Origin of the sequence: Edaphobacter modestus (assembly GCF_004217555.1) — a bacterium.
GTDB lineage: Bacteria > Acidobacteriota > Terriglobia > Terriglobales > Acidobacteriaceae > Edaphobacter > Edaphobacter modestus.
In genome coordinates, this window is the sequence record NZ_SHKW01000001.1 from 3,644,470 (window position 1) to 3,670,658 (window position 26,189).

Genomic DNA, 26,189 nt, shown 5'->3' on the forward strand with positions numbered 1-26,189 from the left:
CTTTGCTGGTGATATCTGCGGCTGGGGAGAGGTCGGTTTTCGACGCGTCCGATGCCGTGGTCGTGCTGAGCAGTAACCGACAGACCATTGGTGGAGACGACATGTTCGATCGGGTCGGGCTCGCGGAACCTCGTGCTACCGGGGCCGCGAGGTGGGGCATATGGCATATCGCGCTGAGTCTTCCGATATTCGCGATATCGCTGCCATCTCTCCAGGCGCAGACCTCTGTAGACGGTGTTGTTCGTGGGACCGCTTTCGATACCACAGGCGCCGCCGTGGCAGGCGCGAGGATCAGCATCGAAGATGATCGACGCAACCTTGTCTTCAATACCATGTCCGACCCGCAGGGGAGCTTCGTCTTTTCGCATGTACAGGCAGGGATCTACGCGGTAACAGCCAGGGCACCGGGATTCGCATCCATCCTTCTCAACCGGGTTTCAGTCGAGGTAGGCGGGGTCACCGGGCTGGATTTCCTTTTGAAGATTGCGGGCGCCGAGACAACGGTGAACGTCATCGACCAAGCGGAGGAAACTGGAGCCGCTCGTCTCGAGCAGCCGTCGGGTATGGCGGTTACGAGCGTGATTGGGCCATCTGAGATGGAAACGCTGCCGGTGAACGGCAGGCGATGGCAGAGCTTTGCTCTGCTCACTCCTGCTGCGAATGCGTCCAGCCAGGATGATGACCTGCTCAGCTTCCGCGGACTCGCGGTAACGCAGAACAATACCAGCGTCGATGGAGTCTCGGACGATCAGAGCTTTCAGGCGATTCCGAAGGGAATGGAAAGTACGGTCGACAGCAATATCCACGAACAGACGGGGGGAGAGCTGGGCGGGGCTCGTCGCAACGCAGCTTCGTGGCGGCGGGCGGGTGCGGCCTACACGTTTTCGCAGGAGGCGGTTCGCGAGTTTCGGGTCAGTACGCAGAATTATTCGGCGATCTATGGCCACGGGGCCGGCGGCTCCATAGCGACGATCTCGAAGAGCGGAACCAACGATCTGCATGGTACGGGCTTTTACACGGCACGATCGAGTGCGTGGGGCGCAACGAATCCCTTCTCCATCGCTACGACCTATGAAGATGGTTTGGTGACAAGTGAGTACGTAAAACCGCACGATCTTCGTCAGCAGTTTGGCGGAACGGTGGGAGGCGCGCTCGTCCGCAACAAGATTTTCTATTTCTATGCCTTCGATCAACAGCGGCGAGGTTTTCCAGCCATCGGTGCTCCCAGTGATCCAAACTTTTATCGTTTGACTGCGATGCAAAGTGCGCTGCTTGCGAACCGGGGTGTCACCCCATCGAAGGTAAATGCAGCGCTGAATTATCTCAGCAGCCTTACGGGCAAGGTCGATCGTCGAGATGACCAGACGATCAACTTTGGCAAGCTGGATTGGCAGCTGGCGGCGCGAAACCGAATCAGTGCGCAGTACAACCGGATGCGCTCCGCTTCTCCCGAGGGGCTTCTTGGAGCTCCTGTCGTCGACCGCGGTGCCGCCAGCCTGGGCAGTGGCTACGGAAAGATCGATACCGCAGTTGCGCGATGGACGTGGACAGCCTCAGCGCATCTCAGCAATGAAGTGCGTTTCGCCTACGGTCGAGATCTGCAGTACGAGCAGGCACAGACGCCGCTGCCGCAGGAGCCTGCCATCGGTCCGGGAGGCTATGCTCCGGAGATAGCGATTGGGCCGGATGGGCTGACGTTTGGAACGCCCGCGGGGGTAGGGCGTTTCGCGTATCCCGACGAAACCAAAGTACAGGTCGTCGATACAGTGAACTGGGCGTTCGGACACCATCTTCTGCAGGCCGGCGTGGATACGAGCTTTGTGCACGACAATATCAGCGCACTGAATAACACCGTGGGGACATTTCATTACGACAGTGGCACAACCAATGGACATGCAGGCGGGTTGGTGGACTGGATTACGGATTACACCTTCAATGTCCATGCCTATCCGAATGGCGGATGCCCCTCGATCTTCTCCGCAATCCATAACTTCTGCTTTCGATCCTTCACTCAGAGTTTCGGCCAACAGCAGGTGGCGTTCCGCACGCAGGAGTGGGCAGGTTTTGTCGAGGATACATGGCGGCTGAGACCGGGTCTTACCCTGAACGCAGGTCTGCGTTACGAATACGAACTGTTGCCTCTTCCGCAGAAGCCAAACGCCGCGCTCGATGCCATCTTCGGCGAGCGCGGCGCGACGAGCATTCTGCCCGAGGACAGAAACAACTTCGGACCTCGCATTGGAGCCTCCTGGGCCCCCTTTGGCGAACGGAAGGGAGTTGTGCGCATAGGGTATGGCGTCTATTATGGCCGCATTCTGGGGGCAACCGTGCAGAGTGCTCTCGTCAACACGGCGCAATCAACGTCCGCGACCCATGTCAGCATTACTCCCAACACAATTACGCCCTGTCCACAGGTTGCCAACCAGGGCTTTGGATATGTGTGCACCTACGTAGCGGCTCCGCCTTCCGCAGTCACTTCCACAAGCTCCGCAACGGTTTTCAGCAGAACGTTCCGGACACCGATGATTCAGCAGGGGAGTGTGGCGGTGGAACGAGGCTTGGGTTCCGGCGTGATTGCGAGCGCGACCTATCTGGTTAACATCGACCGTCAACTTTCGGGAGCAGTCGATATTAATATCGCGCCGTCGGTTGAATCGCGGGCTCTTCAGATTCAGGGAGGTACAGGTTCGGCAGGAGTTCAGGATGGCGAGCTATTTGTCATCCCTGTCTATACGTCACGAGTCAGCGGCAACTACGGTCCCGTAACCGCAGTGACCTCCGACATTAGCGCGAGCTACAACGCGCTGACGCTGGAAGCGCGCAGGAGGAATCGCAGGGGCCTGGAGTTTCGTGTCGCGTGGACGTGGTCGAAGGCGATCGATCAGGGACAGAATGCAGGAGCTACTCCTCAAAGCAATTCTCGGTTCGACCCCTTTACCGTCCAGTACGACAAGGGTCTGTCGCGATTGAATTTTCCTCACAAGATCGTTGCGAGCGCCATGTGGGAGCCAAGACTGCATACTACAGAGCGGTGGCTGGCTTATGCGGCCAATGGATGGGCTCTCTCCGGCATCTTCTATGAGACAAGCGGCAGACCTTACAGTTACGAGATCTTCGGCGGCACACGTCTTACGGGAGGTCGCGAGAGTATCAATGGCTCGGGAGGAGCCGTCTATCTTCCAACCATTGGGAGAAATACCCTGCGTCTCCCCGATACGGATCGCCTGGATGTGAGACTGACCCGCGTTCTACGCGCCGGGGAACGTGTGCGGGTGCGAGCCAGCGTAGAAGCATTCAATCTGGCGAATCATGTGAGTTACACCGGGGTGCAGCAGAGGGCGTTTCTGGTCGGAACGCCGAGCGCAACCGGAGTTACACCTCTAATCTTTCAGGATGCAAACAGTATCGCGGCCGAGGGATTGAGCGTTCTTCCCTTCGGGACTTATACGGCATCTACCGCTAACAGTTCGAGAGAGCGACAGATACAGATGGGGCTACGTCTCGATTTCTAATCCTGAGTGCGCGATTTGCGCAGTAGTTTGCAGTTCGAAATTTCCACAGACATCTGACTTAGCAAAATATTGTGGATGATATCTCCTTCTAATCCAGCGAGATCGATTCATTGCGTTCTGAGTAGGCTATCCACGTTATCAACTGCATCCAATTGAACGGGGTGGTGTGCGTGTTCGATGGACTTCCAGAGGATGGAATCGAAGGATGATGATCGATTTGCAAGAGATGGAAAAGCACGCCCAGGCTGTTAAGAAATTCAGGTCACTGTGTGACATGCATCGAATTCCTTTCGGTGAGCGGAGAAATCTGACTGACCTTGTCACGAGTCTTAGAGAGAACCGCCATTTCGCAATGGATTTTTGGGCGATGGCGGGAGATATGAGTGTCCGCGAACGGGGAACACTGAGCGATGACGAGATGCTCGAGGCGCTCGTCGAAGGGGCTTCGGGCATAACACCAGCGACTTTGCCGCAAACCGAGAAAGGCGCAGCGGCGGAGTTGAAAGCGATGCTCGCAGGCGTGGATGTAGATGCGCCGGTTCTGCCTGACCCGATCTCGGAGCCAGGAGATACCCTCACTTCTGATGAAGAGGAGCGCGAAAGAATATGGGCTTCCGATGAACAGCGCAGGGAGCCATGGCAGACCACACAACGAAGAACTGCTCCTCCCGAGGTTTCTAAAACGCAGCGGACGATTGCAGAGGCCCTGCTTCGTTTGGAAGAAACGAGCCGTCAGTTACAGGATCACCTGGCCGCAATCGAGCAGACTACGGGGCGCGCGAACGAGAACGCGGAAGTAAGCGAGATCAAGGAGCAAAGAGAAGAAGACACGGTTGAAGAGACCAAACCGATTATTGTTCCTCCCCCGGGATTGGCGAAGGGGGCGTCGATAGAACACGAGGTGCCCTTCGAAGAGCGGAGGCCGGCATTGGTCGAGGAGCCGGCGATTCATGCAACAGCGAACACTGAGAAGGCGCATGGAAGAAGTGGGATCGCTTCGCACTCGCCTCCGACGGAGCCGGAAGTCTTCGAACCACGGCCAGTCGGCAGCCTCTCCCGTCGTGGATTTGCACTCTCCGAGGACACAGATGACGATCCTTCGATCGTTGTACCGCTAGCCGCTTATGCGGAGTCGCATCACGAAAGCTTAACGATTCGCGCGGCAGTCGTCGTGGTGTTAGTCGTAATGTTAGGTACCGGGTGGCTCGCGTTGAGTCGAGGATATGGTAAGGATCTGATAGATCGGTATGGAGCCGCTACCAGGGAGAAGCTTGGCCTTGTCCGCCAGGAGATCCACGAGCTAACCGCGCCACCATCGAAAACTGCGACTCAGCCAACCCCGCAAGCCTCGCAACCGGAACGTGCAGCTCCCGCTCCAAATCGTCCGCCAACGAGGAACTCATCCGCCACGCGGTCGAGGAGTGCGCCTGTACCGCGGCCTGCGGCGACTAAGCCCCAACAAAAACTTTCCCCGGCCGTTAGTGCGCATTCCCCGTCGAGCGCCTCGCGAGCGCCTCGTGTGGAGACGCCATTGGATAGGAGAGATCTGGTCAGGGTCCCAGCTTCGACGATGGAAGCAAATCTTGTAACCTCGCGGGTACCGGTCTACCCGGAGACCGCGAAAGCAATGGGCATTGAAGGGCCGGTTGTAGTGGAGGCGATGATCTCAAGATCAGGTGCCGTAGAGTATGCGCGAGCTATCTCGGGAGATCCACACTTGCGCGTTGCGGCCGAAGAAGCAGTGATGAAGTGGAGATATAAACCCTACCTTCTCAACGGGCGTGCCGTAGAAGCGGCAACCCAGGTTCGTGTCGTATTCAAGCTACCGGAGCGATAACCGGAAGACCTTAGCCGCAAAGAAGAAGAGCTCCCATTTTTGGGAGCTCTTCTTCAATCACTGCGCTCTTTATTTAACTCCCTCACGTATCAGGGCGTCTGCGGTCCAAAGAACCGGTGCCTGGCCATGGAAGTCGCCGGTACGACGCTTGCGCTGATAGTAGTATTCGAGTGAATCCCTTTTGCCGGTTCCCTCGCATACCTGCGTAACGTCATAGTTCTGGTCGACATAGCCAACGACCGCGATCCACGCCTTGCGGGCTGCTGGACCATAGGTCTTTGCATCCAGCCATCCATGTTTGACACCGGTGATCATGCCAAAAGCGAACATGGCGGAACTGGAGCTCTCGGGCCACGCATCGTCTTTATCGATCAGCTGACGCCACATACCATCTTTTCCCTGGTACTTGAGCAGAGAGCTCATCATCAGCGTGTAGCCCTTCATAATGCGTGCCCGGTCGGGATGATTCTCAGGCAGTTCGGCGAGAACCTCGGCCATGCCGGCGGCAACCCATCCGTCTCCACGTCCCCAGAAGTACTTCACGTCAGGTGCGTGATAGAAGAGGCCGTTCGGCTGTTGCAGCTTATCGAGATAAGCAACCATCTCTTTCGCGTCGCGATCGAGATACTTCTTGTCGCCAGTCGCGCGGTACGCCTCAAGTTGCAGCATGGTGAGCATGTACATATCGTCGATCCAGAAGCGCGTTTCAGCCGAGAGACCATCCGGCTGGGGATTCTCCCATTGACGATCGGCCCACCACTTACCCTCAGTAAGAAACTTGTCATCCTTGGTCTGGCGCGCAATCTCGAGCGGCACGACTCCAAAGATGGAATCGTCGACGTGGCGCCGAACCGGCCGCCGCTCAGCTTCGGCACCGCCAGGCATCAATGGTTCAAACTTCTTGACCAACTGATCGCGCAGAGCCGTGTCGTGCGTGAGCTCTGCGAACTGCAGCGCGCCGTACCAGGTGCAAACCTCGGAGTAATGAATGGTTTTGGTGTACTGGTGGGGGCTGGTGACGAAGTGATCGGCCAGATGCTTGCCGACTTCCTGCGGACTGGTCCCGGCTGGCCAGTTGGTGAAATAGCTCTCCTGAGCGCCGGCTGTCGCTGCCAGAGAACAAAGAAGCAGAAATCCAGTAAATACACCTTTCAGGGGCATCCCTTTATTCCTTCCGTACATCATGATTTCCGTCGGGGCCATTCTAAACATCGGCGCATATCGCTGCCTATATCAGACAGAAATATTTTATCTTTTGAAAATCACCAGACCTCCCTTGCTTTGTCTTGTGCTCCAGACATCAAGCCCGGTCTGCCATACTTTTCTTTATGAACAACAGCATGGCCGGGAGCGACGAGCCCACGGAAGCCGGTATCCAGGCGGATACGATTGTTGCCATTTCGACGCCTCCGGGGCGAGGTGGCATCGGTGTCATTCGTCTTTCAGGCGGTCTCTCTCGCGTGATCGCGGAGGGTTTGGTGCGCCTGGCGCGCCCGTTGGAGGCGGGAAGAGCCCGCTTCGGCTATGTGATAGACCCTGCAACCCAGGAGACCCTGGATGAGGTGGTTGTAACCTTCTTTGTCGCCCCGCATTCTTATACCTCGGAAGATGTCGTCGAGATTGCGATGCATGGCTCACCCGTTCTGTTGAACTATGCGCTCGAACGCGCCATGGAGTCAGGGGCGCGCCTCGCCGAACCCGGAGAGTTCACCGAACGCGCGTTTCTTTCCGGCCGACTGGATCTTACGCAGGCAGAGGCGGTGCGCGATCTGATCGATGCGTCGACGCTGCATCAGGCCCGCGTTGCAGCGCAGCAGATGGGGGGCGCCCTGTCGCGAAAGATCGCTCCCGTAAAGGAACGACTGATTGCGCTGATCGCGGGTCTTGAGGCGGGCGTGGACTTCGCCGAAGACGACATCGATACGATGCCCACCACCGAGATCTCGTCGCGTCTTCAGGAGGTTGAAGCACCGCTGCGAGAACTTGAGCGCTGCTTTGGATATGGCCGGCTGATCCACGACGGGATGCGTCTGGCAATTGTGGGAAGACCTAACGTGGGCAAGTCCTCCCTATTTAATAGACTTGTCGAGCGAGACCGCGCTATCGTGACGGCAACGCCGGGAACGACGCGCGACCTTGTAACCGAGCGCGTCTCCATCGAAGGTGTCCCGCTGGAGCTGATCGACACGGCGGGTCTGCGGGAGACGACCGATGAGGCCGAGACGATCGGGATCACGAAGTCGCGTGAGGCGATGGCTGAGGCGGATCTTGTGCTTATTGTTGTTGATGGAGCCTCGCAGCTCCATCCCGAAGACATAAAAACCATTAGCGCTATCGTCGATAGGCCCCTGGTCGTCGCCGCAAACAAGCTCGATCTGGGTGTGGCAGACCTTTCTCTTCAAGAACAAGCCCTCGTGGTGCGAACCTCGGCCGTAACAGGAGAGGGAATCGAGGATTTACGAAGAGCGATCCTGCGGACGGCAACGAAAGGCGCATCTTCGCAAGAGACAGCACTGGTGACGAATCTGCGGCAGAGACAGGCGGTGACAGAGGCACTGGTGTCTCTGCAACGTGCACGTGAAGCTACCCTGGCTGCCCTTCCTCACGAGGTACTTCTCGTTGACTTGTATGAGGCTCTTGGCGGCCTCGATCGATTGACCGGAGCGACCACAGCCGACGATATTCTGCATCGGATCTTTTCCAGCTTCTGCATCGGCAAATAAGAGCGATTCCCTACAACTCTAGGCTAGTTTGCCAAATCAGAAATAATCAATAAATACGGTAGTTTTTCATCCAACCCCGTCCAGGCCGGTCCATGCGGAGCCGCATTTGTAATTGTCCACAGCAGTTGTACGCTCGTTATGTGTGGACAAGACATTTGGCAACAGTGGACAAACTGGAGACAAGATGCCGCTGACGGAACTTCAAATCAAGGCCTTGAAGCCGCGCGACATCCGATATGTCGTGAGTGATGGTCGAGGGCTGGCTTTGGAAGTGATGCCGACTGGTAGCGCTTCGTGGCGATACAGGTATCAGTTCAAGGGGAAGACCGAGAAGGTCTCGCTCGGCAAGTACCCGATGGTAAGCTTCAAGGCTGCGAGGCTAAAGCGCGATGAGTTTGCTAAGGCAGTCCACGATGGCGAGTCACCTGCGAGACAAAAGCAACTGGAAAAGTTTGCTTTGGCGAATGCCACTTCCCTTCGTGATTTCAGTGAGCGCTACTTCAAGGAGGTAATCGAACGAGACCGGAAGGACACCAAGCAACTTCGTCGATACCTGGAGAAGGAGATTTATCCTGCGTTTGGTGACTTGTCTCGGAGAGACATTACCGCTCAAGACGTGCAGCGGCTCGTCTTTCGGAAACGCGACAATCGTTTCGAGTCGGCCGCCGCGCAGTTGAGAAACCTCCTCAAGCGCATCTTCGACTACGCCATCGTTTGTGCCGTCATCACTGTAAACCCGACACACGCCACTCCCATGCGCTTCATCACGAGAGCGCGGCCACGGACCCGCTCCCTGACACCGGAAGAGCTGAAGACTTACCTTCAAATCGTGTAGCGAAGCAATATCCGGCGGCAAACTCGCACTCAACATCATTCTTCTTACGTTGGTTCGTAAATCGGAATTGATGCATGCTCGATGGATCAACGTGCATCTCGAAACTGGGGAGTGGGTGATACCTGAGGAACAGTCGAAGACGGGCCAGCCGCACATCGTGTACCTCTCGCTGCAGGTCCGGGAGATGTTCCAGGAGTTGCGTCATCTGGCTGGTGACTCCGAGCTGGTTCTCCCTGGTCGCGGCAGTCTTACCAAGCCATTCGCATCGAACGCCCTAAACCAAGCGATGGGTGCAATGAGCTTTCCAATCCCGCCGTTCACGATTCATGACCTACGGCGCACAGGATCTACGATCCTGCAGGAACAGGGGCTTTCCTCGGATGTTGTCGAAAAGGCACTTAATCACTCCGTTGGTGGTGTGCGTGGCGTATACAACAGGGCCAAATACGCAGACCAGCGCAAAGCAATGCTGCAGTCATGGGCTGATTACATCTCAAGTCTGAACGTCCCACTTCACCACTAAGGAAATCCCTCATGAGCGATATGGATCTCAATCTGCCCGAGTGGCTAAATGACCAACAAGATGCTTCCGAACTTGAACGGCCGGAAGGTCCCAGCTATCGGTGGGAGTTTTTGTCAGAGCCCTATCCGGACTTGCCTCACTTCGGTGTCCTTTATCTGAGTATCCCCCGTGCAGCATCGCTTATGGTTGCCGATCTCCACCAGCGCGGGCGGTATCCCCTCAGTAAGCTAAACGCCTGGGGTCTTTCATCAACTCAGCATGAAAAGCAAGAAGCGAAGCTTCGGGCGCAGCTGACAAGAAAAATTCAGAAGCATCGCCTTCATCTTCTATGGTGATCTTCTTGAATGGCTCGCACATAGCGGATATGCCGATAAATTGGTTCTTGTCGATCGTCCAGTTTTTGAAGAGTACGAGGATACCGAGATAACCCTTGCCAAAGAAATTGAAAGACTCGTTCGGGTGAGGCGCGAGTTGCAAGGATATGGCAAGAGTGAATTGAGCCCCCCAAAGAATATACATCGTTGTTGGAATCTGGTGATGGCAATGACACCGAACTTGTAGAGCAACTATCGCGCGTTTTAGAGGAGAATCGGGCTCTGGAAAAACCGTTGCATAACGAGCGACATTCTCCATTCCAACGTCAACTTCACATCAAAGAACAGAATTCGGTTCTCGTTGTCCTTGCCGCGCCACTGGAGTTGAGAGGCCGCAAGAGCGGAGATAAAAAATTGGTATCGAATATTCAGCGAGTAGCCGCACTAATGAATCATGCGCTTTCTGAGAACACCATCCGCAAATTGCTCAGAGCGGGAATTGATCTCCTTCCACGCGCAAAGGTTAAAGCAAATAGTTCAATTGATCCACATTTTTTCAATTGATCCATCGGAACCCCGGGTCGGAGCAATGTGGAACCAAGACGTCCATCGAGGTTCTTACATGTCCAACAAAATCCTGCGGCTTCCGGCGGTAAAGACTAAGACAGGGCTTTCACGCAGTGCGATCTATGCTCGCGTCTCACAAGGAACATTTCCAGCGGCACTCTCGCTAGGGCCTAACACCGTCGGCTGGCTTGAGGCCGATGTTGAGGCGTGGATCGATAAACAAATTGCCAGCTCCCGACGCATGCAGGAGCAGGTGGCATGATCCGGATCGTTATAGCTAACCAACGTGGCGGGTCTGCCAAATCTACGACCGCAGCGACCCTAGCTCGGTGCTTTTCCGATCGTGGATTGCGCGTTCTCGTGATCGATGCCGACCCACAAGGGTCCCTCGCCGTCATCCTTGGACTCAATCCTCCAGCGTTCCTAAACGACCTGCTCATTGAGAAACTGGCCATTCGTGAATGTGTCGTAAGTGCAAAACCGGGTCTCGATATCATTTGCGGCAACCGATTCACCACGGACGCCGAAACGAAGACGATGGGCCTGCCAGGAAGTGAATTCCTGTTCCGGCATCTACTGTCGGACTACGAGAGAAACCACGACGCCGTCCTGATTGACGTGGCCCCATCCATCAGTCTCTTCCAAACCTGCGCGATGGTTTATAAGCAGAACGTGCTGGTTCCGGTCGATATGGACATTCTGAGTGTGCAGGGTGCGACATCAACTAGCTTAGCCGTGCAGGATAAGTTGGGTGTTTCGCAGGGTTCCGATCTCCGATTCCGCGATCTCAAGGGCTTGCTTGTTCCGAATGCCGAGTTTGTTGATGAGCACGTCGGTTCCGGGATAGCAGTAGGGATCGTCCCCGGCAGAGGTGGCAGGGGATGAAACTGAATCGCGATTGATTTCGGTGTGGTGCTCAATTGCAAGCCGCACCGCTTCCTCAAAGTCAATTTCATCGGCAAGGATGCGGGTCTTGATCTCCCGATAGTGCGCGATCTCGCTCGGATCATGGCCGGAGAGCCGGAAGTTCGCTTCAGCATCCTGAAAACATTCGTCGATTTTCTTGGTTGGTGGCATATTTCAATCCTGTCCTGCGTCACCTGCTGTGAGCAAGTTCCCTCCTCTGCTAGTTACCACACAATCACCACATAATTACCATAGAATCACCATCAACTGGACAATCACCATGGAATCACCACAGAGTAACCATTCACCTCTCAAATCATGTGTCGTGGCAACAGCAACAGCCCTATAGGAACATAAAGGAATTGACCAACTGGCGTTTGTAGGTCGATCTATCTTGTTTATTTACAATTGGCTTGCCCGATGTTTTGTACCAATGAGGAGTTAGTGTAGCGCGTTTATCTCTGAGTTCAGATAGCCGCCGTCTGGGGTGTGGAGAAGTGGGAAGCGCGTAGCGGTTTCCACTTCTCCATGCCCCTTGCTTGTTGCGATCATCCGGGCCGCCGGAGCTGGTGGTGTATATCCCAGCGAAGAGTGTGGTCTGACGGTGTTGTAGTGGACGCGCCAGCGTTCTGCCAGCACGCGAAGCTCTTTGATGGAGTAGAAGATCTCTCCGTTGAGGAACTCATCCCGCAGCTTCGAGTTGAAGCTCTCACAGTAGCCGTTCTCCCAGGGAGAGCCGGGTTCGATATACAGTGTCTTTGCTCCTGTGTTCGCCAGCCATTTGCGCAGGTCTTTGGCCACGAACTCGGGCCCATTGTCAGAACGTATGTGCTCGGGAACTCCTTTCCAGACCATGACGTCAGCCAGAGCGCTGATGACCTTGGCCGAACTCCAGCGCCGTTCGGCCCGTATCAGCAGGCACTCCCGGCTGTGCTCGTCGATCAGGTTGAGGATGCGCACACTGCGGCCATCGTGCGTTCGCGCACTCACGAAGTCGTAGCTCCAGACATGGTTCGAGTGTGTCGGCCTGAGCCGCACACACGAGCCATCGTTGAGCCATAACCGCCCTCTCGCCTTCTGCTTCTTTGGTACCTTCAGCCCTTCACGACGCCAGATGCGTTCGACTCGGTCCTTGCCGACCTGCCAGCCGGCTCGCTGGAGTAGCGCCGTGATCCGGGCGATACCCATAGCGGCCATACTGGCTGGTAAGGGTAACAATGGCCCGAGTCAGAGCATCCTCGTCTTCACGCTGTGTCGGCCGGTAGCGCTGCGTGCCCCTGGGTTGCCCCAACAGAAGGCACGCATGCCGCTCACTGACTCCATGCTCGCAGGCACGGTTGACCGCATTGCGCCGTCGTTCAGGGCTTAGAAGTTTCCCGAGGCGATGTCCTTCAACACAAGCTTGTCCAGGCTCAACTCAGCGACCAACCGTTTCAGCTTCGCGTTCTCCTGCTCAAGCTCCTTCAACCGCTTCGCCTGATCCACCTGCAGACCGCCATACTCCTTGCGCCAACGGAAGTACGTCTGCTCCACGATTTCCGCTTCCTTGCACGCCTGCGCTGTCGTCTTCCCGTTCGCCACTGCCACTTCAATCTGACGGAGCAGGTTCACCACCTGCTCTGGCTGATACCTCTTACCTCGTGCCATATGCTCTCCTCGTTCCAGTGTGTCTCTTAGTCACTGGTACAAAGCAAGCCGGGCACTCCATCCGCCTGTGATGATTGAACTTTTGGCCTCTGCTGTTTTCGCCTTTCTTCCTGTTCCCCCGAAGAAAACTCCGCCCCCATGCCACACCCTAACGCAGCACCAGCTGAGTGAGGCGATGACGTTGTCGGAGCCCTGCTACGCCGTGAGCGGGTCTGTAACAGTATCAGGATCAATTACGGTGGAGCCCGGGGTTCATCTGGTCTTCGGCCAGGGAACGACGCTCTATATGGAGAACGGAGGTTCGTTGACCGCAGTGGGGACGGCGGAGAAGCCGATCATCTTCGAGGGCAAGGACCATACGCCTGGATTCTGGGAGGGGTTGAACTTCCAGACGAACAGCTCGAAGAATCAGCTGAGCTATGTGACGGTGGCGGATGCGGGAACCAAGGGCGGCGACTCGGCCGCGGTGGTGGTGAGCATTGGTGCGCGGCTCGGGATCGACCACACGACGGTGCGGAACGCCGAGGGCGTGGGACTGACGGTGCTGCAGAGAGGCATTCTGGGCAAATTCGAGCAGAACCGCTTTGAGGCGACGGGAACTCCGCTGCGGGTGAAGGCAGCTGACCTGGTGATGATCGATCCGGCGACGACGTTTGCGAACAACAAAAAGAACTACGTTCTGGTGTACTTCAACGAGTGCGAGGTGGAGGACGAAGCGAGCTGGCGGGCGCTGGCGGTGCCGTATCACTTCGGATGTTCGGCCAGAATTGGGAGCCATGTGACGGTGGAGCCAGGAGCGAAGTTTGAGTTCGAGGAGAATGATGGACTCGACGTGACCGAGAATGGAAGCCTGACGGCGGAGGGAACGGCGGAGAAGCCGATTGTGTTTACGGGCGCGGACCAGACGCCGGGCTACTGGAGGGGCATCTACTTCGAGTCGAAGAGCGCAAAGAATGTGATTCGCCACGCAAGCATCACCTACGCCGGGCAGAGCAGCCAGATCACCGGGGGCGTGTGCGTGGGGGTGAGGGCCAATGCGAACGTTTCGGCCTCAGAGATTGCCTATAGCGCAGATGCGGGGATTCGTCTGCTGCAGAACGCGACCATCAACCAGGATGCCGAGACCTCGAACCGTCTTCACGACAATAAAGCGAATGTGAAGCGGGAGGACTGACACCCGCCTTGTGCCGATGGTAAAAAGAATCCGCCGTCCGCAGGCGAGCCGAGATGGCGTCGCCGGGGGCGGCGGATTTCTCTTCCGGTGCTTGAGGAGATGGGTGCCATGTATAGCCCGGATGGCCGAGCATACGGGCGATGGGGATCCGGAGAATGTGGGCGGGCCGGGGACTCCGGTGTCGCTGACGTTTCTGGGAGGGCTGTATTCGGATGCTCGGCTGGCGGCGTTTGCCGGCCTGACGCCGAGTCCACAAGACGTTTATCAAGCGTGACGCCTTCAGGCTGATGAAGCTCTTTCTGATCGAGGGAACTGCCCGCAAATAGCCGACGAGCTGACCGGCTGGTTGCTTTCCTTTGTCACGTTAGGCTCTTTGTCCTTGACCATGTCATGTACCAAAGGCAGCAAATGCAACGCCTTATGAGGCGTGATTTTGTAACACGTCAGGCGTCGCGTAAGGTTCCTAGAGAAAACCCTGAGGTCATCAGAGCAGCTGCTGGCTGCCAACTCATGATTCACTGCGGAACGAATCGATTCGCGGTCCGTACTCATATTGAGTACAATCGTTCTCATGTTGAGAACGAAAGACACTGCTCTCAGCCATTTGCTCTTCGGTCAAACGAGGGGGCGCATTCTTGCGACTCTATACGATAAGCCCGAAACAGCATTCTTCGTCCGGCAGCTAGCTCGCCACATCGCGGGCAGCGTGGGAACGGTCCAGCGTGAACTCACCACCCTGACTGCCGCGGGACTGATTCTACGGACCGACAACAAGAATCAGGTATTCTATCGCGCCAATCGCGACCATCCCATCTTTGCTGAACTCCATGCCCTATTGGCAAAGACCACTGGAGTCTTTCACCTGCTGCACGAGGCTCTTACACCTCTTGCCGCGAACATCGAGTTTGCCTTAGTCTATGGCTCCTTTTCTCGCGGCGAGGAGAAAGCCGAGAGCGACATCGATCTCATGGTGGTCGGGGAGGTGACGCTCGACGACCTTCTGGGGCAAATTTCCCCCGTAGAACTGAAGTTGAGCAGGCCAATAAACCCAACCGTTTATGCTCGGGAAGAACTGCGAACGAAGCTCCGCGCAGGCAATCACTTCCTGAAGTCTATACAGAGTAAGCAGCTAACCTTTTTAATCGGAAACGAAAATGAGTTTAGAGAGATACGTTGAAAATGCCTGGCTGCGTCGCGAAGCCACCAGCCCTCAGGAGATTGCTGATCAATTGGGGATCGTGGCCCGATCAATGAGGGACGCCAGTGTAAAGGATATCTCTGACGATCTTCGTTTCTACACTACCTTCAACGCCGTCCTTGCGCTTGCGAATACCGCGCTGCGTGCAAGCGGATATCGCACGACAAACCAGTCTGGGAATCACACCCGCACCGTCGAGACACTCGAATACACGATCGGCGCCGACGCAAAGCTGATCCGGAAGTTGCTCACTTTCTCGAAGAAGCGGAACGTAGCCAGCTACGACTCGGCCGGCTCCATATCAAACCAAGAATTGCAGCAAATCCTCGTTACGGCTGAAGACCTTCGCCATACCGTCGAAGCGTGGTTGCGAACAGCTCATCCAGAACTCCTTGGACATCCATGAGCCTAGGCTTAGCCGCGCTGGCTCGTGAGTTCGATATCAACCGGGGTGCGGTTTCTCTGTATGGCATAGGTCGCATTTTCGGTCACGCTCTATAAAGGGATCCCGTCGGAAAACGGACAATATAGCACGGTAAGGAGCCCCCTGATTTCTTGGTCAGGACTCCGCCCGAAACACTCTAGCGGCCCAACGAAGGGCATTCAGGTGAGCTTCCTTGGTGTAGCAAAATCATCTCTGCATAGAGCGCCTCCTAAGAAACGTTCGATGCCATTGAAAAAGACCCATGAAGTCGCGTCGCTGAAAGTGCAAAGCGCCAGAATGCCCCAGGAGCGACGAGCAGGAAGCAGTTGACCCCAAAGGACCTTCCAATATCGGTACTGAATGGTTCAGTTGAGAGTTTTTCAACATCATCGTTCGTTTGCGAACTGGGATAAACACCAAGAGGTTAGTAACTAAAGTTTCGAAAAGGGTATCTAGTTTATTCGAGGAAAATTCGGTTCAATTGATCAACTTCATAGATGTTGCAGCAATTAAGGAAGGATCACCAATGAAACGAACTACAGAATGGTTGCCGATAGATGTCAATTTATGGGAACGGAAAGGTTGGTATATTTCTCGACTGGGCAGTCGGTGTTATTGGCTAAGCATTCCCAATGCTACTGAATTCGGCCCATTCTCTTTCTTCGAAGACGCAACTGACGCCGTTGAAGATATGCAAGGAAGTTGTGAGTAGCCAGCGCACAAGTTCGAGATTCACATTGACGAAGGATTGACCTTGGCCCCGCAAACATATCCTCTTTGGAGTATGACGAGCTTACTCAGGATCGGTACACCGCTTGAGTTCAAGCAGGAGGCGGTTCGACTTGTGGAGTCCGACCAAAGCGTCGCGACGACAGCGCGGAATAAATGGTAGTTGGCCGTCTGCGGATAACCATATTCGGCGATCACCAACACGTTGCGCGTCGTAGGGGATAACCCAGCGACCACCATCTCAGCGACGAAGCGTTGCTGATTCATATTCGAGCCTTGTTTGCTGAGGATCGCTAAATCGACTAGCCACGCATCTGGCGCTGACCGAGAGACCCCGGAGCGTTCGTGTTGGGCTAACAGCGAGCACCAGCGCTTGACATAACAATATGGCATTACTCGTCGATAATCGATAAGTTACTAAAGCAACAATTAAGTCTCAAAATATTAGCACTTAAGTAACAAATTCTAGGCTATGCTGTGTCCCGCATAGCTTATCGGTTATGCGTGCTGCCGTAATTAGCAAATATGCGGGAATCTACTTGGATGCGATTGCATCGATCGATCACAGCGGATTTCCTAGACCCTGGATTACATCCTGGAATTACTGGAGAAATACCTATGTCAGCTATCAATTGGAATGACGGGCGCTTGGTCAACCTCAAGGGTGGAGACACCGCGACATGTGCTGGGGAACTGAATCCCGGGCAGCTTTACGCACTATTCTTCTACAACTCTGCTGGCAACGATGCCAATGCACCTGTGAGTGTAGTCTGGAGCAATTCACAGCCTCCAGTCCAGGTCGTAGTCCCCGGGACCACTGCCAATCAGGGACTCGCCGCACTCTGTTTCGTTTCAGGCGATGATACCAACACTGTCAGCGCCTCGCTCAGTTCAATAGCCTCAGGTGTGCAAGTTCAGGCATTCATTGGAAGCGTAAAGATGCCAGTAAACACAAGCGGCATTCAAAATAAGCCTTTGCCGCTAGATGGACAAGCCCACTCATTTGAGTCATTCACCCGATACTATGCAGTTCCTGCCAGTCACTGGTATCAGGGATATTTACGTAGCGACATAAATCAATTTATATCCGTGCAATTCAAAGAAAACTCAGCCGTTGTAAACATTGTCAATCAAGTGACAGATCCAGATAACGTCGTGAAATACGCTGGAGGTTCTAAGGATCTGGTTACGATCAATAAGATTGCAAATCAAACCTTGCCATGGACGCTTCAAGGAAATGGCAGACAAATCGTGTGGATTAATGCTGACAGCTGCCAAAACTCTCAGACTGCGGAAATTTCTCTTCAGTCACTGGCTGCGGTATACGATGCATTTAAATTAGACGCGGGCAAAGTCGAAGTCGGTTCGCGGTAGGATCGATCTCGCCTCGAATGAGGCCTGGTAGATAAATGTGTTCTGTACGGTATCACGTACGTCTTTATGCCTGCGCGGGTCAAGTCTCATTTCTAAAGGCTCGATGAGAAGAGATCTGCGCAGGCATCTAGAAAATCTCTGCACACCTATAACAATCTCTGCGGTGTCGGCGTTTTTCGAGCGCAGGGCGACACGAACTCCAAGGAGTCGTTCTTGATGGCGCTTTGGTTAAAGAAACTCATCATCGATGACGAAGGCTCGCATGTAATCTATCGGGCGGAACTGTGTCCGACCCAAATATCTCATCCCAGCGCACGTTCGACATGATTGCTACTTCGAACTCCTCTTTTGGATAGGGGAGCGGGATGGCCAATCAAGTTGGGGTCACCACACCAAACGTCAAAAATTGTACTCTTAGCTTAGGCTCCAATCCGGCGTCAGTAAGTACCTGAACCGCCTCCAACGTAGGCTGGTATCGCCGTCCCATTCGTGGGTGATGGGCCAAAGTCACAGGAAGGATCAAAAGAAGACTAATGTGTGGGGGGAACGTTTCAAGCTTGGCTCGACCATCAACAGTTTCACCGCTATCGAGAACAGTTGTCTTGTCACCCTTCAGGTACTTATTGAAGAAAGCCAGCGTGTATGTCTCGGCAACATGGAAGTTGTGAAGGCTCTGCTCGTGGTCCAGTTTCGAAGCAAGTAGAGTCTGGTCAGTAAAACTCCGATGGATGTATCCGGGCAGATCAAAAAGAGCATCAGCCGATAACTTCCGCCATCGATTTCAGCGAGTTGCTTCGTCTGGGCCTGCTGCTGCATCAGAAATGACAAATGTTTTCTTGCCCGAACCCTAGCACCTCCCCATCCGGGAACCGAGTGTAGTTGGTGTCGTATGGGTGATCGATGGCCGCAACGACATAGCCGTGGCTGACAATATCCTCCAACTCCGCCGTGTATAAGAAGGTTGGATTGCCCCAGCCATGTGCGAAAAGGTCGAAGAGTTAGAAACCTTGCACCGGTCCGACCCGTGTCACCACCCGCATCGCCATCTACCACGCGCATCAGGACATCCTTAGCGCGGAACCTTTCCAGTCCTGTCCACATCGTCCAGGTCTGAATGATCGCGACCTAGAGAATGATGCTTCCCATCTGGCCAGGTAGTATCGAGGAGATCGATGGCTCCTTCCGTAAAGTGAAACTGCTTTCCGTCCACGAAGATATCGCCCTCGATGTCACATCCTAAGTCTTGATAGCCTTCTTTGCGTTCTAGTTCTCCGAGTTCGTGATAGGTAGCAAAGTAATGCCGAAGTTCCCGGGTGGTGATGCGGCGGTTTATGCAGCCCCCTGACAAGTCAGGATATCCGGACCTGAGAACAGCTCTCTTCATCGTGATCTTTGCCCGTGCAGGAATCCTGAAAGTACCGGGAGGACCCAGCGAAACATAGAGAAATAAGCTGAAAAGAAACCCTACCATGTGACGTCTGCTGCCTCGCCTGGTTGCTTTGCGGAGAGTTGCGGATGCTTATAGATGTCTGAGGGAGTCAGGTGCATCGCCTGCATCAGGTCTTTGATGAACCAGTGAAGATAAGTTGCCTGCTGTGGTGTTGGCTTCTCGTAGAAGTCAGTATCTTTGCCCTCTTTGTTCTTTAGGCTTAGTCCAACCACTTCAATTCCTATCGCATCCGGGTTCCAAGGGTAACGATCTGGATAGGGCTTCTTCATTTCGTATTTTCCGACCAGTTTGTTGTGTGTTCCGTTCCATGTACTGTGAGCTATTTTCTCAATCGCGCTATATTCCTTCAGGTCCTGGGGGAACATCTATGCTCTGCGAGGCAGCGTGATTTTATCGGAGCAACTTGGTTGAGGCGACGAGTCACCTCCAGTGTTTGGTACATTGTGCCGTCTTTATCAAGAAGAAAGTGTGCCCCCATAAGTGACATTGTCGTGGATGATTAAGTGCGTTGCTTATTGGGCGGCCCTATTAATAGGGTTGGATATCGGAAATCCGCGAGCATTGTCCACAAGTATGTCCACACAAGCGCAGCCTTCCTCGTAAGATATTCATTTTGTGAAGTATGTCTAGTCAGATCACCTTCTGCATGGGTAGCCTCCACGACTCTCAGCATTAGTGGCGCAGGTGCGAGAGCAGGTTAGAGCACCTGAGCATCCCGTGCTCCTACAAACGGCATCTGTTCAGCGAAGAGTTTGTGCGCGCCTGAGGAGGACAGCATGCCCGTTCCGGAGACTGGACAGATCGTTCGGCTGGAGAATGTAGAAGATCAGCTCATCGCCAAAAAAGTGAATGAAGACGCCCAGACGGTCGATCTCGTTTCGACAAACAGTGACGCGCACACGTTGGGAAGCGTTCCCGTAGCCGACCTGTTGCCGGGAGAAGATCTCTCTGCAGGTTGATGTATCGATAAACTACGCCTGAGAGGAGATCGCCTGATCGCGGGAAGATCGCAGGCGTGCAGCTTCCTCGAGAATGCGTCCGGCCATATCGGACTTCGTGCTTAGCGGAAGTTCCGTGGTGCCTTCCGGTGTGAGGAACCATCCTGCATTGCGATCGGAGTCGAAGCCGGTCTCGCTGCCCGAGACATCGTTGAGCACCAGCGCGTCGACTCCCTTCCGGAGGAGCTTCGCACGACCGTTAGCGAGCAGGTTCTCTGTTTCCGCGGCAAAGCCGAGGACGAGCGTGTCGGGATTGCGGCGCTTGACAATCTCCTGAAGGATGTCGGCTGTGGGCTCGAGCTGCAGGGTACGTGGTCCCTCGCGCTTAAGCTTTTGAGAGGCAGTTACAGCCATGCGGAAATCGCTGACGGCCGCAGCCATAATGACGATGCTGGCTTCTGCAAGCCTGGCCAGCACGGCGGAGCGCATCTCCTCAGAGGTAGTAACGGAGATTAGCTCGCAGCCCTCCGGTACAGGTAATGATGTGGGGGCGCTGATGAGAAGAACACGTGCGCCGCGGCACCGAGCCTGTGCAGCAAGGGCGTAGCCCATCTTGCCGCTGGAACGGTTCCCGATAAAGCGGACGGGGTCGATGGGCTCGCGGGTCCCGCCTGCGGTGATCAATACTGTCTCCCCGGTAAGATTGCAGGCTTTCTCCAATGCGCCGGCACTCGAGAGAGCCTCCGCTACAGCGGCTACGATGACGCCCTCTTCAGCAAGCCTTCCTCCACCCACCATGCCGCAAGCAAGATAGCCGCTTCCTGGCTCAACAATGCGCACGCCACGGTCCCGCAATATTTCCAGGTTTGCCTGTGTCGCAGGATGCTGCCACATGTTGACGTTCATCGCCGGCGCAACGACGACAGGTGCTGTGGTTGCCAGGTATGTTGTCGTAAGAAAATCGTCCGCGATGCCATGAGCGAATTTAGCGAGAAGATCTGCCGTGGCGGGAACGACGATCAGAGCTGCGGTCGTCTGAGCCTCGTTGATATGTTCAATCCCGGACACCTCGCCGCCGGATGCGCCAGCGTCCTCACTCCAGAGGCTGGAGATGACCTTATGGCCGGTGATAGCGGAGAAGGTGAGAGGTTGCACGAATCTCTCGGCAGCCTCGGTCATGACAACGTGTGGATCGAAGCCTGCATCCTGCAGTTGGCGCACGACCTCGACGGCCTTGTAGGCGGCGATTCCGCCTGCAACGCCAACCGTCACTTTTATGCGCTCGACTGCCATTCGGATGCTCCGTTCTATATATACGCCTCCAATGAGGACAGCGGTATATACAGCTTGCCAGCGGTCTAACGGATGGTAGCCATAGCGGCACGGAAGAGACCCTCGAAGTCTTCAGCGCTCGAGGGGTTCTTATCGATAGCCGCCTCGATGGCTTTCTGAGCAACAGGCCGTGGATAGCCCAGATTGACCAGGGCGGACAGAGCGTCGTCGCCGATGGGCCCATGGTGAGGTCCGGTTGAGGCCGTCATTGGCACAGCCATGTCGTCGAGCTTGTCCTTCAGCTCCAGTACGACGCGCTCTGCGGTCTTCTTGCCGATGCCGGGAATCCTCGTCAGCGTGGCATGGTCGCTGCCTCGGATGGCAGCCACCAGCCTCTCCGAAGAGATTCCGCTGAGAACGGTGATGGCGAGCTTGGGGCCAATACCGCTGATGGTTAACAGGCGCTCGAACAGGCGCTTCTCCTGGGTATGGGCGAAGCCAAAAAGAGCGATCTGGTCCTCACGGACATGGGTGTGGATGAAGAGTTTCGCCTCGGAACCCTCGGCCGGAAGCTCGGAGAAGGTCGTGACCGAGATGCTGACGTCATAGCCAACGCCGTTACAGTCGACGATGGCTTGGTTGGGAGACTTCGAGAGCAGGCGTCCACGCAGATGAGCAATCATGCTTGGCTGATTGTAAACGGGCGCGGAATCGCCTAAGCCGCCGCTGTTCGACGAGCGATTTTCGGTCCTTCAACGTCTGGCAGCAAACCTGTGAGTAGCCCGATGGCAGGAAGGTAGGCGCAGAGGTGATAGACGAAGACGATTCCCTTCTCATCCGCGAGCTTGCCGAGAACCGCTGCCCCGATTCCACCCATGCCGAAGGCGACGCCGAAGAAGAGGCCGGAGATCATGCCGACGCGGCCGGGCAGAAGCTCCTGCGCGTACACCAGAATGGCTGAGAAGGCCGAGGCGATGACGAAACCGATGACCACGCTCAGAACACCGGTCCAGAAGAGATTCGCATACGGAAGGATCAGCGTGAATGGAAGCACACCAAGAATCGAGATCCAGATCACGAGCTTGCGTCCGTACCGGTCCCCGGCGGAACCCCCGATGAGTGTTCCCGCGGCTACGGCGGCGAGAAAGAGGAACAGGAGGATCTGTGAGGTCCGCACCGACACGTGAAAACGCTGGATGAGATAGAAGGTGTAATAGCTTGTCAGGCTCGCGAGATAGAAGTACTTCGAGAAGATGAGTGCAATAAGGACCGCAATCGAAACCCCGACTCGCGCGCGGGAGAGTTGAAGATGCGTATGTCGCTCATGCCTCTTTTTCCCCGCGTTTTCGGCCTGACGTGCCTTGTACCACCGGCCGACGCGCATCAGTACGGCAATGCCGACGATGGCAGGGAGAGCAAACCACGCCATTCCCTTTTGCCCCTGCGGCAGAACGATGAAAGCGGCTAGCAAGGGGCCGATGGCCGATCCGGTATTCCCGCCCACCTGAAAGAACGACTGGGCAAACCCGTGTTTTCCGCCTGAGGCCATGCGGGCGATGCGCGAGGACTCAGGATGAAAGATCGCCGAGCCCACACCGACCAGCGACGAGGCAATGAGAAGCCACGCAAACGTGGGCGCAACCGCCAGCAGAATGAGTCCGATAAGCGTAAAGGTCATTCCTACGGGAAGCGCGTACGGCATGGGTTTGCTGTCGGTGAACTGGCCGATGACGGGCTGAAGCAGCGATGCTACAACCTGATACGTCAGCGTAAGCAGACCCAGGTGGGTGAAGTCCAGGTGAAAGGAGCTCTTGAGGATGGGATAGATCGCTGGCACCAGCGACTGCACCATGTCGTTGAGCAGGTGGCAGAAGCTGATGGCGGCGAGCACGCGAAAGAGTGTTCGCGACGGCCCGGTGAGGCCTGGCGCCTCGTGGCCGGGCGCGAGTTCAGTTACATCGCCAGCAGGAAAGGTCGCGGAGAGAGAGGTCTCACTCATAGTGGGTTGTCTTTAAGTTTACTTCTCATGGCCAAGGTACGCGAGAAAGTCAAAAAGAGTCGTTACCCGCAGTGCGCGACCAGGGGCATCTCCGTTAAAATGGATGTGCCATGCCGTTCCCGATCAAAGTCTGCGTAATCTGCAAAGAAGAATTTGAGCTGAAGCCCGACAAGCCTGGTTTCGCGAACCGTTGTCTTGAGTGCAGTGTGGAAGCCGAAACGACCGAATCCGGCGCGAAGCCTTCCATGGACGCCGCCGAACGCCAGTTGGAGCGCGAAGCAAACGCCGAGAGGCGGAAGGCGATTCGCGATCTACTGTACCGAAAAGATCGCTAGCGCCTGCAGGTTTACGATATTCGTCTGGCGACAAGAGGGTCTCTTAGAAAGCCGACGGAGCTAGTGCTGTTCGTGTGAGGCAAGAATCCCTTCGGGAGTGTAGTTACCCCGTACCATGGGGCTACGGTGTCATCGAGGATGCCTTCCAGCAGCGGACGAAACGCGAGTTCTCCGTTGTCGCAATTGGTGAGAAGGATCATGCTGTCGCGGTGCCAGGTGAAGCAGATGATGGAGTTCTGTGCGCCGTCTCCGTAACCTTCCTTGAAGAAGGCCGGGCTATACTTCGTCTTCGTCAGCAAGCCAGACTGAGTGCATTTCTACAAGATATAAAGGCGTAAAACTGCCATCCTCAGAAATCCACGCGTGAAACTAGCTTCTTGCACGCAAATGAAGTACGCTACTCGCGACTTGCTTCGGTTCTTATCGGACAACCCTTGGGGGGTCCATCTGCGACCTCCAAGGTCAGCGACCCTGTTCGGAATCAAGAGCATTGGTTCGAGTCTAGTTTTAGCGTGATATCGAACCTTGTGGTACGAACCTTGTCGAGTCGATTCCGGCCCAATAGTTGGAGGGTTCTGGAAAACATCCTGTCCTTCGACGACCCCTAGGAGCTTGTTGAAATAGCTAGAGCTGACTCCTTTACTGATGAGGTTTTGGGTTGATGCAGGGGAGTTGGGTTGTTTATGACGGCTGGCTGGCGGATTCTGCGGCATGTTTTCTTGCCGGGTTGAAGACTCAACCGGCCTTCAGGCGCACTGCTGCTGTGGGTCCTGCTGAGTATGGCTTTGGATGAGCCTTGGCAGACGCAGCAGGTTATGTGCGGCGCAGCTGAAGACGAAGATCCAGTCGACCTTGGCGAGTCCTCGCACCTTCAGCTGGTCGAGCGGACCGGTCTGCTTCAACCAGCCAAATGTCTTCTCCACGAGCCAGCGGCGGCTGAGGCTGAGCGCATAGCCGGCGTGCCGGGTGGTCCTGCCATCGAGGTTCGAGCGGCGTCCCTTGTCGTTCTTCTGCACATGTGCGGTGACGTTGAGGGCGCGGGCTCCGGCGATGAAGTCCTTCGCGTCGTAGGCCTTGTCGGCACCAACCGTGATGCGCCGCGAGCTGTTCTTCTGCCGCTCGTCGAGCATCAGCAGGGCGGCGTCGCGCTCGGCATGGCCGTCGGCCTGGGTCGCCATCGCGGCGGCGATCAGGCCGTTGCGGTTCTCCACCAGCGCATGGCCCAGGTACGCGAGCTTCGACTCCTTGCCATAGCTCTTCTTGTAGAGCCGCGCCTCCGGATCGGTAGTCGATTGATGGGTCTCGTTCGACCTCTTCTGCCCACGGAAGTTAGTGCCGTCGCCATCATCGGAGCCATCCTTCGGCCGGAAGCTCTTCTGCGATGCCCAGGCCTGGATCAGCGTGCCGTCCACGGTGAAGTGCTCGTCACTCATGAAGCGCTTCGCCAGCACGTTCACCTCGGCGAAGAACCGCTGCGCCACGTCCGACGTCAGCAGCCGGTCGCGGTTCTTGGAAAACACGGCATGGTTCCACACCGCGTCGTCCATGCCCAGGCCGACGAACCAGCGGAACAGCAGGTTGTAGTTCAGCTGCTCGACTAACTGGCGCTCCGAACGCACCGAATAAAACGCCTGCAACAACAGCGCCCGCAGCACATACTCGGGCGCAATCGAAGGACGGCCTGATGCCGAATATAGCGCATCGAAATCCTCGTTCAGCGACACCAGAACTGCATCCGTCAACTTGCGAATCTCGCGCAAAGGATGATCCTGTGGAACCCGCTGCTCCAACGTCACACAACTGAACATCTCACCCTGAACCCGCTCGTCGCCACGCATACAACAGAGACGGACCAACACCCAGATCAGACGAAGCCAGAACCTATTTCAACAAGCTCCTAGGGAACTAATTCCGCAAAGTGAGGTCCAAGAAAATGCAGAGGCAGTGTGTTTCGAAAATAACGAGGATGGCGATGCCCATTATGATCGCCTGTGTTTTAGCCGCCGTAAGCTCCTCCGCGTGGGCCGCCAACGGCAACAGAAGAGACAAAGATAGAGGCTGCTCGAATCAAACCCTCGATGGCGATTACGGTTTAACGATTGAAGGCCTTCTCGATATCCCCGGAACCGGCATTCAGGTGCGCGGCGTCGTCCTGCAACATTATGACGGCAACGGTCATATAACTCAGGTCGACCACGTTGTTGTTGGCGGTATGCCACCGTCTGAGGAATGGAGACCCGGCAGCGGCACCTACACCGTCAATACCGATTGCACCGGAAAAGCAACGCTCACCATCCCCTCAAGTCCCGCCCCACCTTTGGTGGTGTATTTCGTGGTGGACAGGCAGGGCAAGACGATCCGCCAGGTCGTGGAAGGGAATGCGATCATCGCGACAGGCAAAAAAGTTGAATAAATCTCAACGTGCTTGCCGC

Annotated in this window: 27 protein-coding genes and 1 pseudogene; 17 read left to right on the forward strand and 11 right to left on the reverse strand. The window is 55.6% G+C overall.

All coding sequences use genetic code 11. From position 1 onward, the window contains the following. The first annotated feature begins 101 nt into the window (after positions 1–101). Both BDD14_RS15535 and BDD14_RS15540 read left to right on the forward strand, forming a co-directional pair. The gene (locus tag BDD14_RS15535; RefSeq protein ID WP_130419600.1) at positions 102–3,512 is read left to right on the forward strand and encodes a TonB-dependent receptor; all 3,411 of its coding nucleotides are present in this window, start codon (positions 102–104) and stop codon (positions 3,510–3,512) included. 379 nt (positions 3,513–3,891) lie between these two features. Then, complete coding sequence (locus BDD14_RS15540) at positions 3,892–5,349, forward strand: energy transducer TonB (RefSeq protein ID WP_165420099.1); 1,458 nt, start codon at positions 3,892–3,894, stop codon at positions 5,347–5,349. Between the two features lie 69 nt (positions 5,350–5,418). Here BDD14_RS15540 and BDD14_RS15545 read toward each other — a convergent pair whose 3' ends face one another. Continuing rightward, complete coding sequence (locus BDD14_RS15545; protein WP_130419602.1) at positions 5,419–6,510, reverse strand: glycoside hydrolase family 88/105 protein; 1,092 nt, start codon at positions 6,508–6,510, stop codon at positions 5,419–5,421. Positions 6,511–6,689: 179 nt separating this feature from the next. Here BDD14_RS15545 and mnmE point away from each other — a divergent pair, with 179 nt between their 5' ends. The 7 genes and pseudogenes from mnmE to BDD14_RS34525 all read left to right on the forward strand — a co-directional run. Continuing rightward, a complete protein-coding gene (gene mnmE, locus BDD14_RS15550; protein ID WP_130419603.1) occupies positions 6,690–8,072 on the forward strand; it encodes a tRNA uridine-5-carboxymethylaminomethyl(34) synthesis GTPase MnmE in 1,383 nt (460 codons plus the stop codon). A 184-nt stretch (positions 8,073–8,256) separates the two neighbouring features. Further along, a complete protein-coding gene (locus tag BDD14_RS32425) occupies positions 8,257–8,907 on the forward strand; it encodes a tyrosine-type recombinase/integrase (RefSeq protein WP_207231753.1) in 651 nt (216 codons plus the stop codon). Between the two features lie 7 nt (positions 8,908–8,914). Then, positions 8,915–9,430 (forward strand): tyrosine-type recombinase/integrase, encoded by a 516-nt coding sequence (locus BDD14_RS32430; protein ID WP_278045526.1) that lies wholly within the window; start codon positions 8,915–8,917, stop codon positions 9,428–9,430. Positions 9,431–9,441: 11 nt separating this feature from the next. Continuing rightward, the gene (locus BDD14_RS15560) at positions 9,442–9,765 is read left to right on the forward strand and encodes a hypothetical protein (RefSeq protein WP_130419604.1); all 324 of its coding nucleotides are present in this window, start codon (positions 9,442–9,444) and stop codon (positions 9,763–9,765) included. Between the two features lie 189 nt (positions 9,766–9,954). Beyond that, positions 9,955–10,308, forward strand: coding sequence for a hypothetical protein (locus BDD14_RS15565; protein ID WP_130419605.1), 354 nt, complete (start codon positions 9,955–9,957; stop codon positions 10,306–10,308). A 58-nt stretch (positions 10,309–10,366) separates the two neighbouring features. Next, complete coding sequence (locus tag BDD14_RS15570; protein WP_130419606.1) at positions 10,367–10,573, forward strand: helix-turn-helix transcriptional regulator; 207 nt, start codon at positions 10,367–10,369, stop codon at positions 10,571–10,573. Continuing rightward, positions 10,570–11,022, forward strand: a pseudogene (locus BDD14_RS34525) (ParA family protein); the annotation flags it as partial. The gene BDD14_RS15570 and the pseudogene BDD14_RS34525, both read left to right, overlap by 4 nt. 18 nt (positions 11,023–11,040) lie before the next feature. Here the strand turns inward: BDD14_RS34525 and BDD14_RS33045 are convergent. The 3 genes from BDD14_RS33045 to BDD14_RS33750 form a co-directional block, all read right to left on the reverse strand. Then, entirely contained in the window at positions 11,041–11,388 is a 348-nt protein-coding gene (locus tag BDD14_RS33045) for an antitoxin VbhA family protein (protein WP_242617972.1), read from the reverse strand. Positions 11,389–11,658: 270 nt separating this feature from the next. Next, positions 11,659–12,405, reverse strand: a complete 747-nt coding sequence (locus BDD14_RS33745; protein ID WP_278045485.1) for an IS3 family transposase — start codon at positions 12,403–12,405, stop codon at positions 11,659–11,661. A 177-nt stretch (positions 12,406–12,582) separates the two neighbouring features. Next, the gene (locus BDD14_RS33750; RefSeq protein ID WP_278045486.1) at positions 12,583–12,864 is read right to left on the reverse strand and encodes a transposase; all 282 of its coding nucleotides are present in this window, start codon (positions 12,862–12,864) and stop codon (positions 12,583–12,585) included. Between the two features lie 82 nt (positions 12,865–12,946). On the opposite strand from BDD14_RS33750, the gene BDD14_RS15585 reads away from it, so the two are divergent. The 5 genes from BDD14_RS15585 to BDD14_RS15600 all read left to right on the forward strand — a co-directional run bounded on the left by BDD14_RS15585 (position 12,947) and on the right by BDD14_RS15600 (position 17,763). Further along, positions 12,947–14,038, forward strand: a complete 1,092-nt coding sequence (locus BDD14_RS15585; protein WP_130419608.1) for a hypothetical protein — start codon at positions 12,947–12,949, stop codon at positions 14,036–14,038. Between the two features lie 103 nt (positions 14,039–14,141). Next, complete coding sequence (locus BDD14_RS31875; RefSeq protein WP_165419823.1) at positions 14,142–14,312, forward strand: hypothetical protein; 171 nt, start codon at positions 14,142–14,144, stop codon at positions 14,310–14,312. A gap of 297 nt (positions 14,313–14,609) precedes the next feature. Further along, positions 14,610–15,215, forward strand: a complete 606-nt coding sequence (locus tag BDD14_RS15590; RefSeq protein ID WP_130419609.1) for a nucleotidyltransferase domain-containing protein — start codon at positions 14,610–14,612, stop codon at positions 15,213–15,215. Next, entirely contained in the window at positions 15,193–15,642 is a 450-nt protein-coding gene (locus BDD14_RS15595; RefSeq protein ID WP_130419610.1) for a hypothetical protein, read from the forward strand. The genes BDD14_RS15590 and BDD14_RS15595 overlap by 23 nt, the downstream gene beginning before the upstream one ends. A gap of 1,365 nt (positions 15,643–17,007) precedes the next feature. Continuing rightward, entirely contained in the window at positions 17,008–17,763 is a 756-nt protein-coding gene (locus BDD14_RS15600; RefSeq protein WP_130419611.1) for a hypothetical protein, read from the forward strand. A gap of 1,069 nt (positions 17,764–18,832) precedes the next feature. Here BDD14_RS15600 and BDD14_RS15605 read toward each other — a convergent pair. Beyond that, complete coding sequence (locus tag BDD14_RS15605; RefSeq protein WP_165420101.1) at positions 18,833–19,234, reverse strand: hypothetical protein; 402 nt, start codon at positions 19,232–19,234, stop codon at positions 18,833–18,835. Then, positions 19,228–19,482, reverse strand: a complete 255-nt coding sequence (locus tag BDD14_RS15610) for an N-acetylmuramoyl-L-alanine amidase (protein WP_165420102.1) — start codon at positions 19,480–19,482, stop codon at positions 19,228–19,230. The genes BDD14_RS15605 and BDD14_RS15610 overlap by 7 nt, the downstream gene beginning before the upstream one ends. Positions 19,483–19,989: 507 nt before the next feature. Between BDD14_RS15610 and BDD14_RS15615 the strand changes: the two genes are divergently transcribed. Further along, entirely contained in the window at positions 19,990–20,172 is a 183-nt protein-coding gene (locus tag BDD14_RS15615; protein WP_130419614.1) for a hypothetical protein, read from the forward strand. Between the two features lie 12 nt (positions 20,173–20,184). On the opposite strand, the gene coaBC is transcribed toward BDD14_RS15615, so the two are convergent. The 3 genes from coaBC to BDD14_RS15630 form a co-directional block, all read right to left on the reverse strand. Then, on the reverse strand, positions 20,185–21,444 hold the full coding sequence (coaBC, locus tag BDD14_RS15620) for a bifunctional phosphopantothenoylcysteine decarboxylase/phosphopantothenate--cysteine ligase CoaBC (protein WP_130419615.1): 1,260 nt from the start codon (positions 21,442–21,444) through the stop codon (positions 20,185–20,187). A gap of 65 nt (positions 21,445–21,509) precedes the next feature. Beyond that, positions 21,510–22,106 carry a Holliday junction branch migration protein RuvA gene (gene ruvA, locus BDD14_RS15625; protein ID WP_130419616.1) on the reverse strand — a complete coding sequence of 199 codons (597 nt, stop codon included), beginning with the start codon at positions 22,104–22,106 and terminating at the stop codon, positions 21,510–21,512. Positions 22,107–22,138: 32 nt separating this feature from the next. Next, complete coding sequence (locus tag BDD14_RS15630; RefSeq protein WP_130419617.1) at positions 22,139–23,422, reverse strand: MFS transporter; 1,284 nt, start codon at positions 23,420–23,422, stop codon at positions 22,139–22,141. A 110-nt stretch (positions 23,423–23,532) separates the two neighbouring features. On the opposite strand from BDD14_RS15630, the gene BDD14_RS15635 reads away from it, so the two are divergent. Then, positions 23,533–23,757: a hypothetical protein gene (locus BDD14_RS15635; RefSeq protein WP_130419618.1), complete on the forward strand. Its 225-nt coding sequence runs from the start codon at positions 23,533–23,535 to the stop codon at positions 23,755–23,757. Between the two features lie 11 nt (positions 23,758–23,768). On the opposite strand, the gene BDD14_RS32435 is transcribed toward BDD14_RS15635, so the two are convergent. Both BDD14_RS32435 and BDD14_RS15645 read right to left on the reverse strand, forming a co-directional pair. Then, a complete protein-coding gene (locus tag BDD14_RS32435; RefSeq protein WP_207231755.1) occupies positions 23,769–24,056 on the reverse strand; it encodes a hypothetical protein in 288 nt (95 codons plus the stop codon). A 447-nt stretch (positions 24,057–24,503) separates the two neighbouring features. Further along, positions 24,504–25,595 carry an IS5 family transposase gene (locus BDD14_RS15645; protein WP_130417184.1) on the reverse strand — a complete coding sequence of 364 codons (1,092 nt, stop codon included), beginning with the start codon at positions 25,593–25,595 and terminating at the stop codon, positions 24,504–24,506. A 134-nt stretch (positions 25,596–25,729) separates the two neighbouring features. On the opposite strand from BDD14_RS15645, the gene BDD14_RS15650 reads away from it, so the two are divergent. Further along, on the forward strand, positions 25,730–26,170 hold the full coding sequence (locus BDD14_RS15650) for a hypothetical protein (RefSeq protein WP_130419619.1): 441 nt from the start codon (positions 25,730–25,732) through the stop codon (positions 26,168–26,170). Positions 26,171–26,189: the final 19 nt, after the last annotated feature.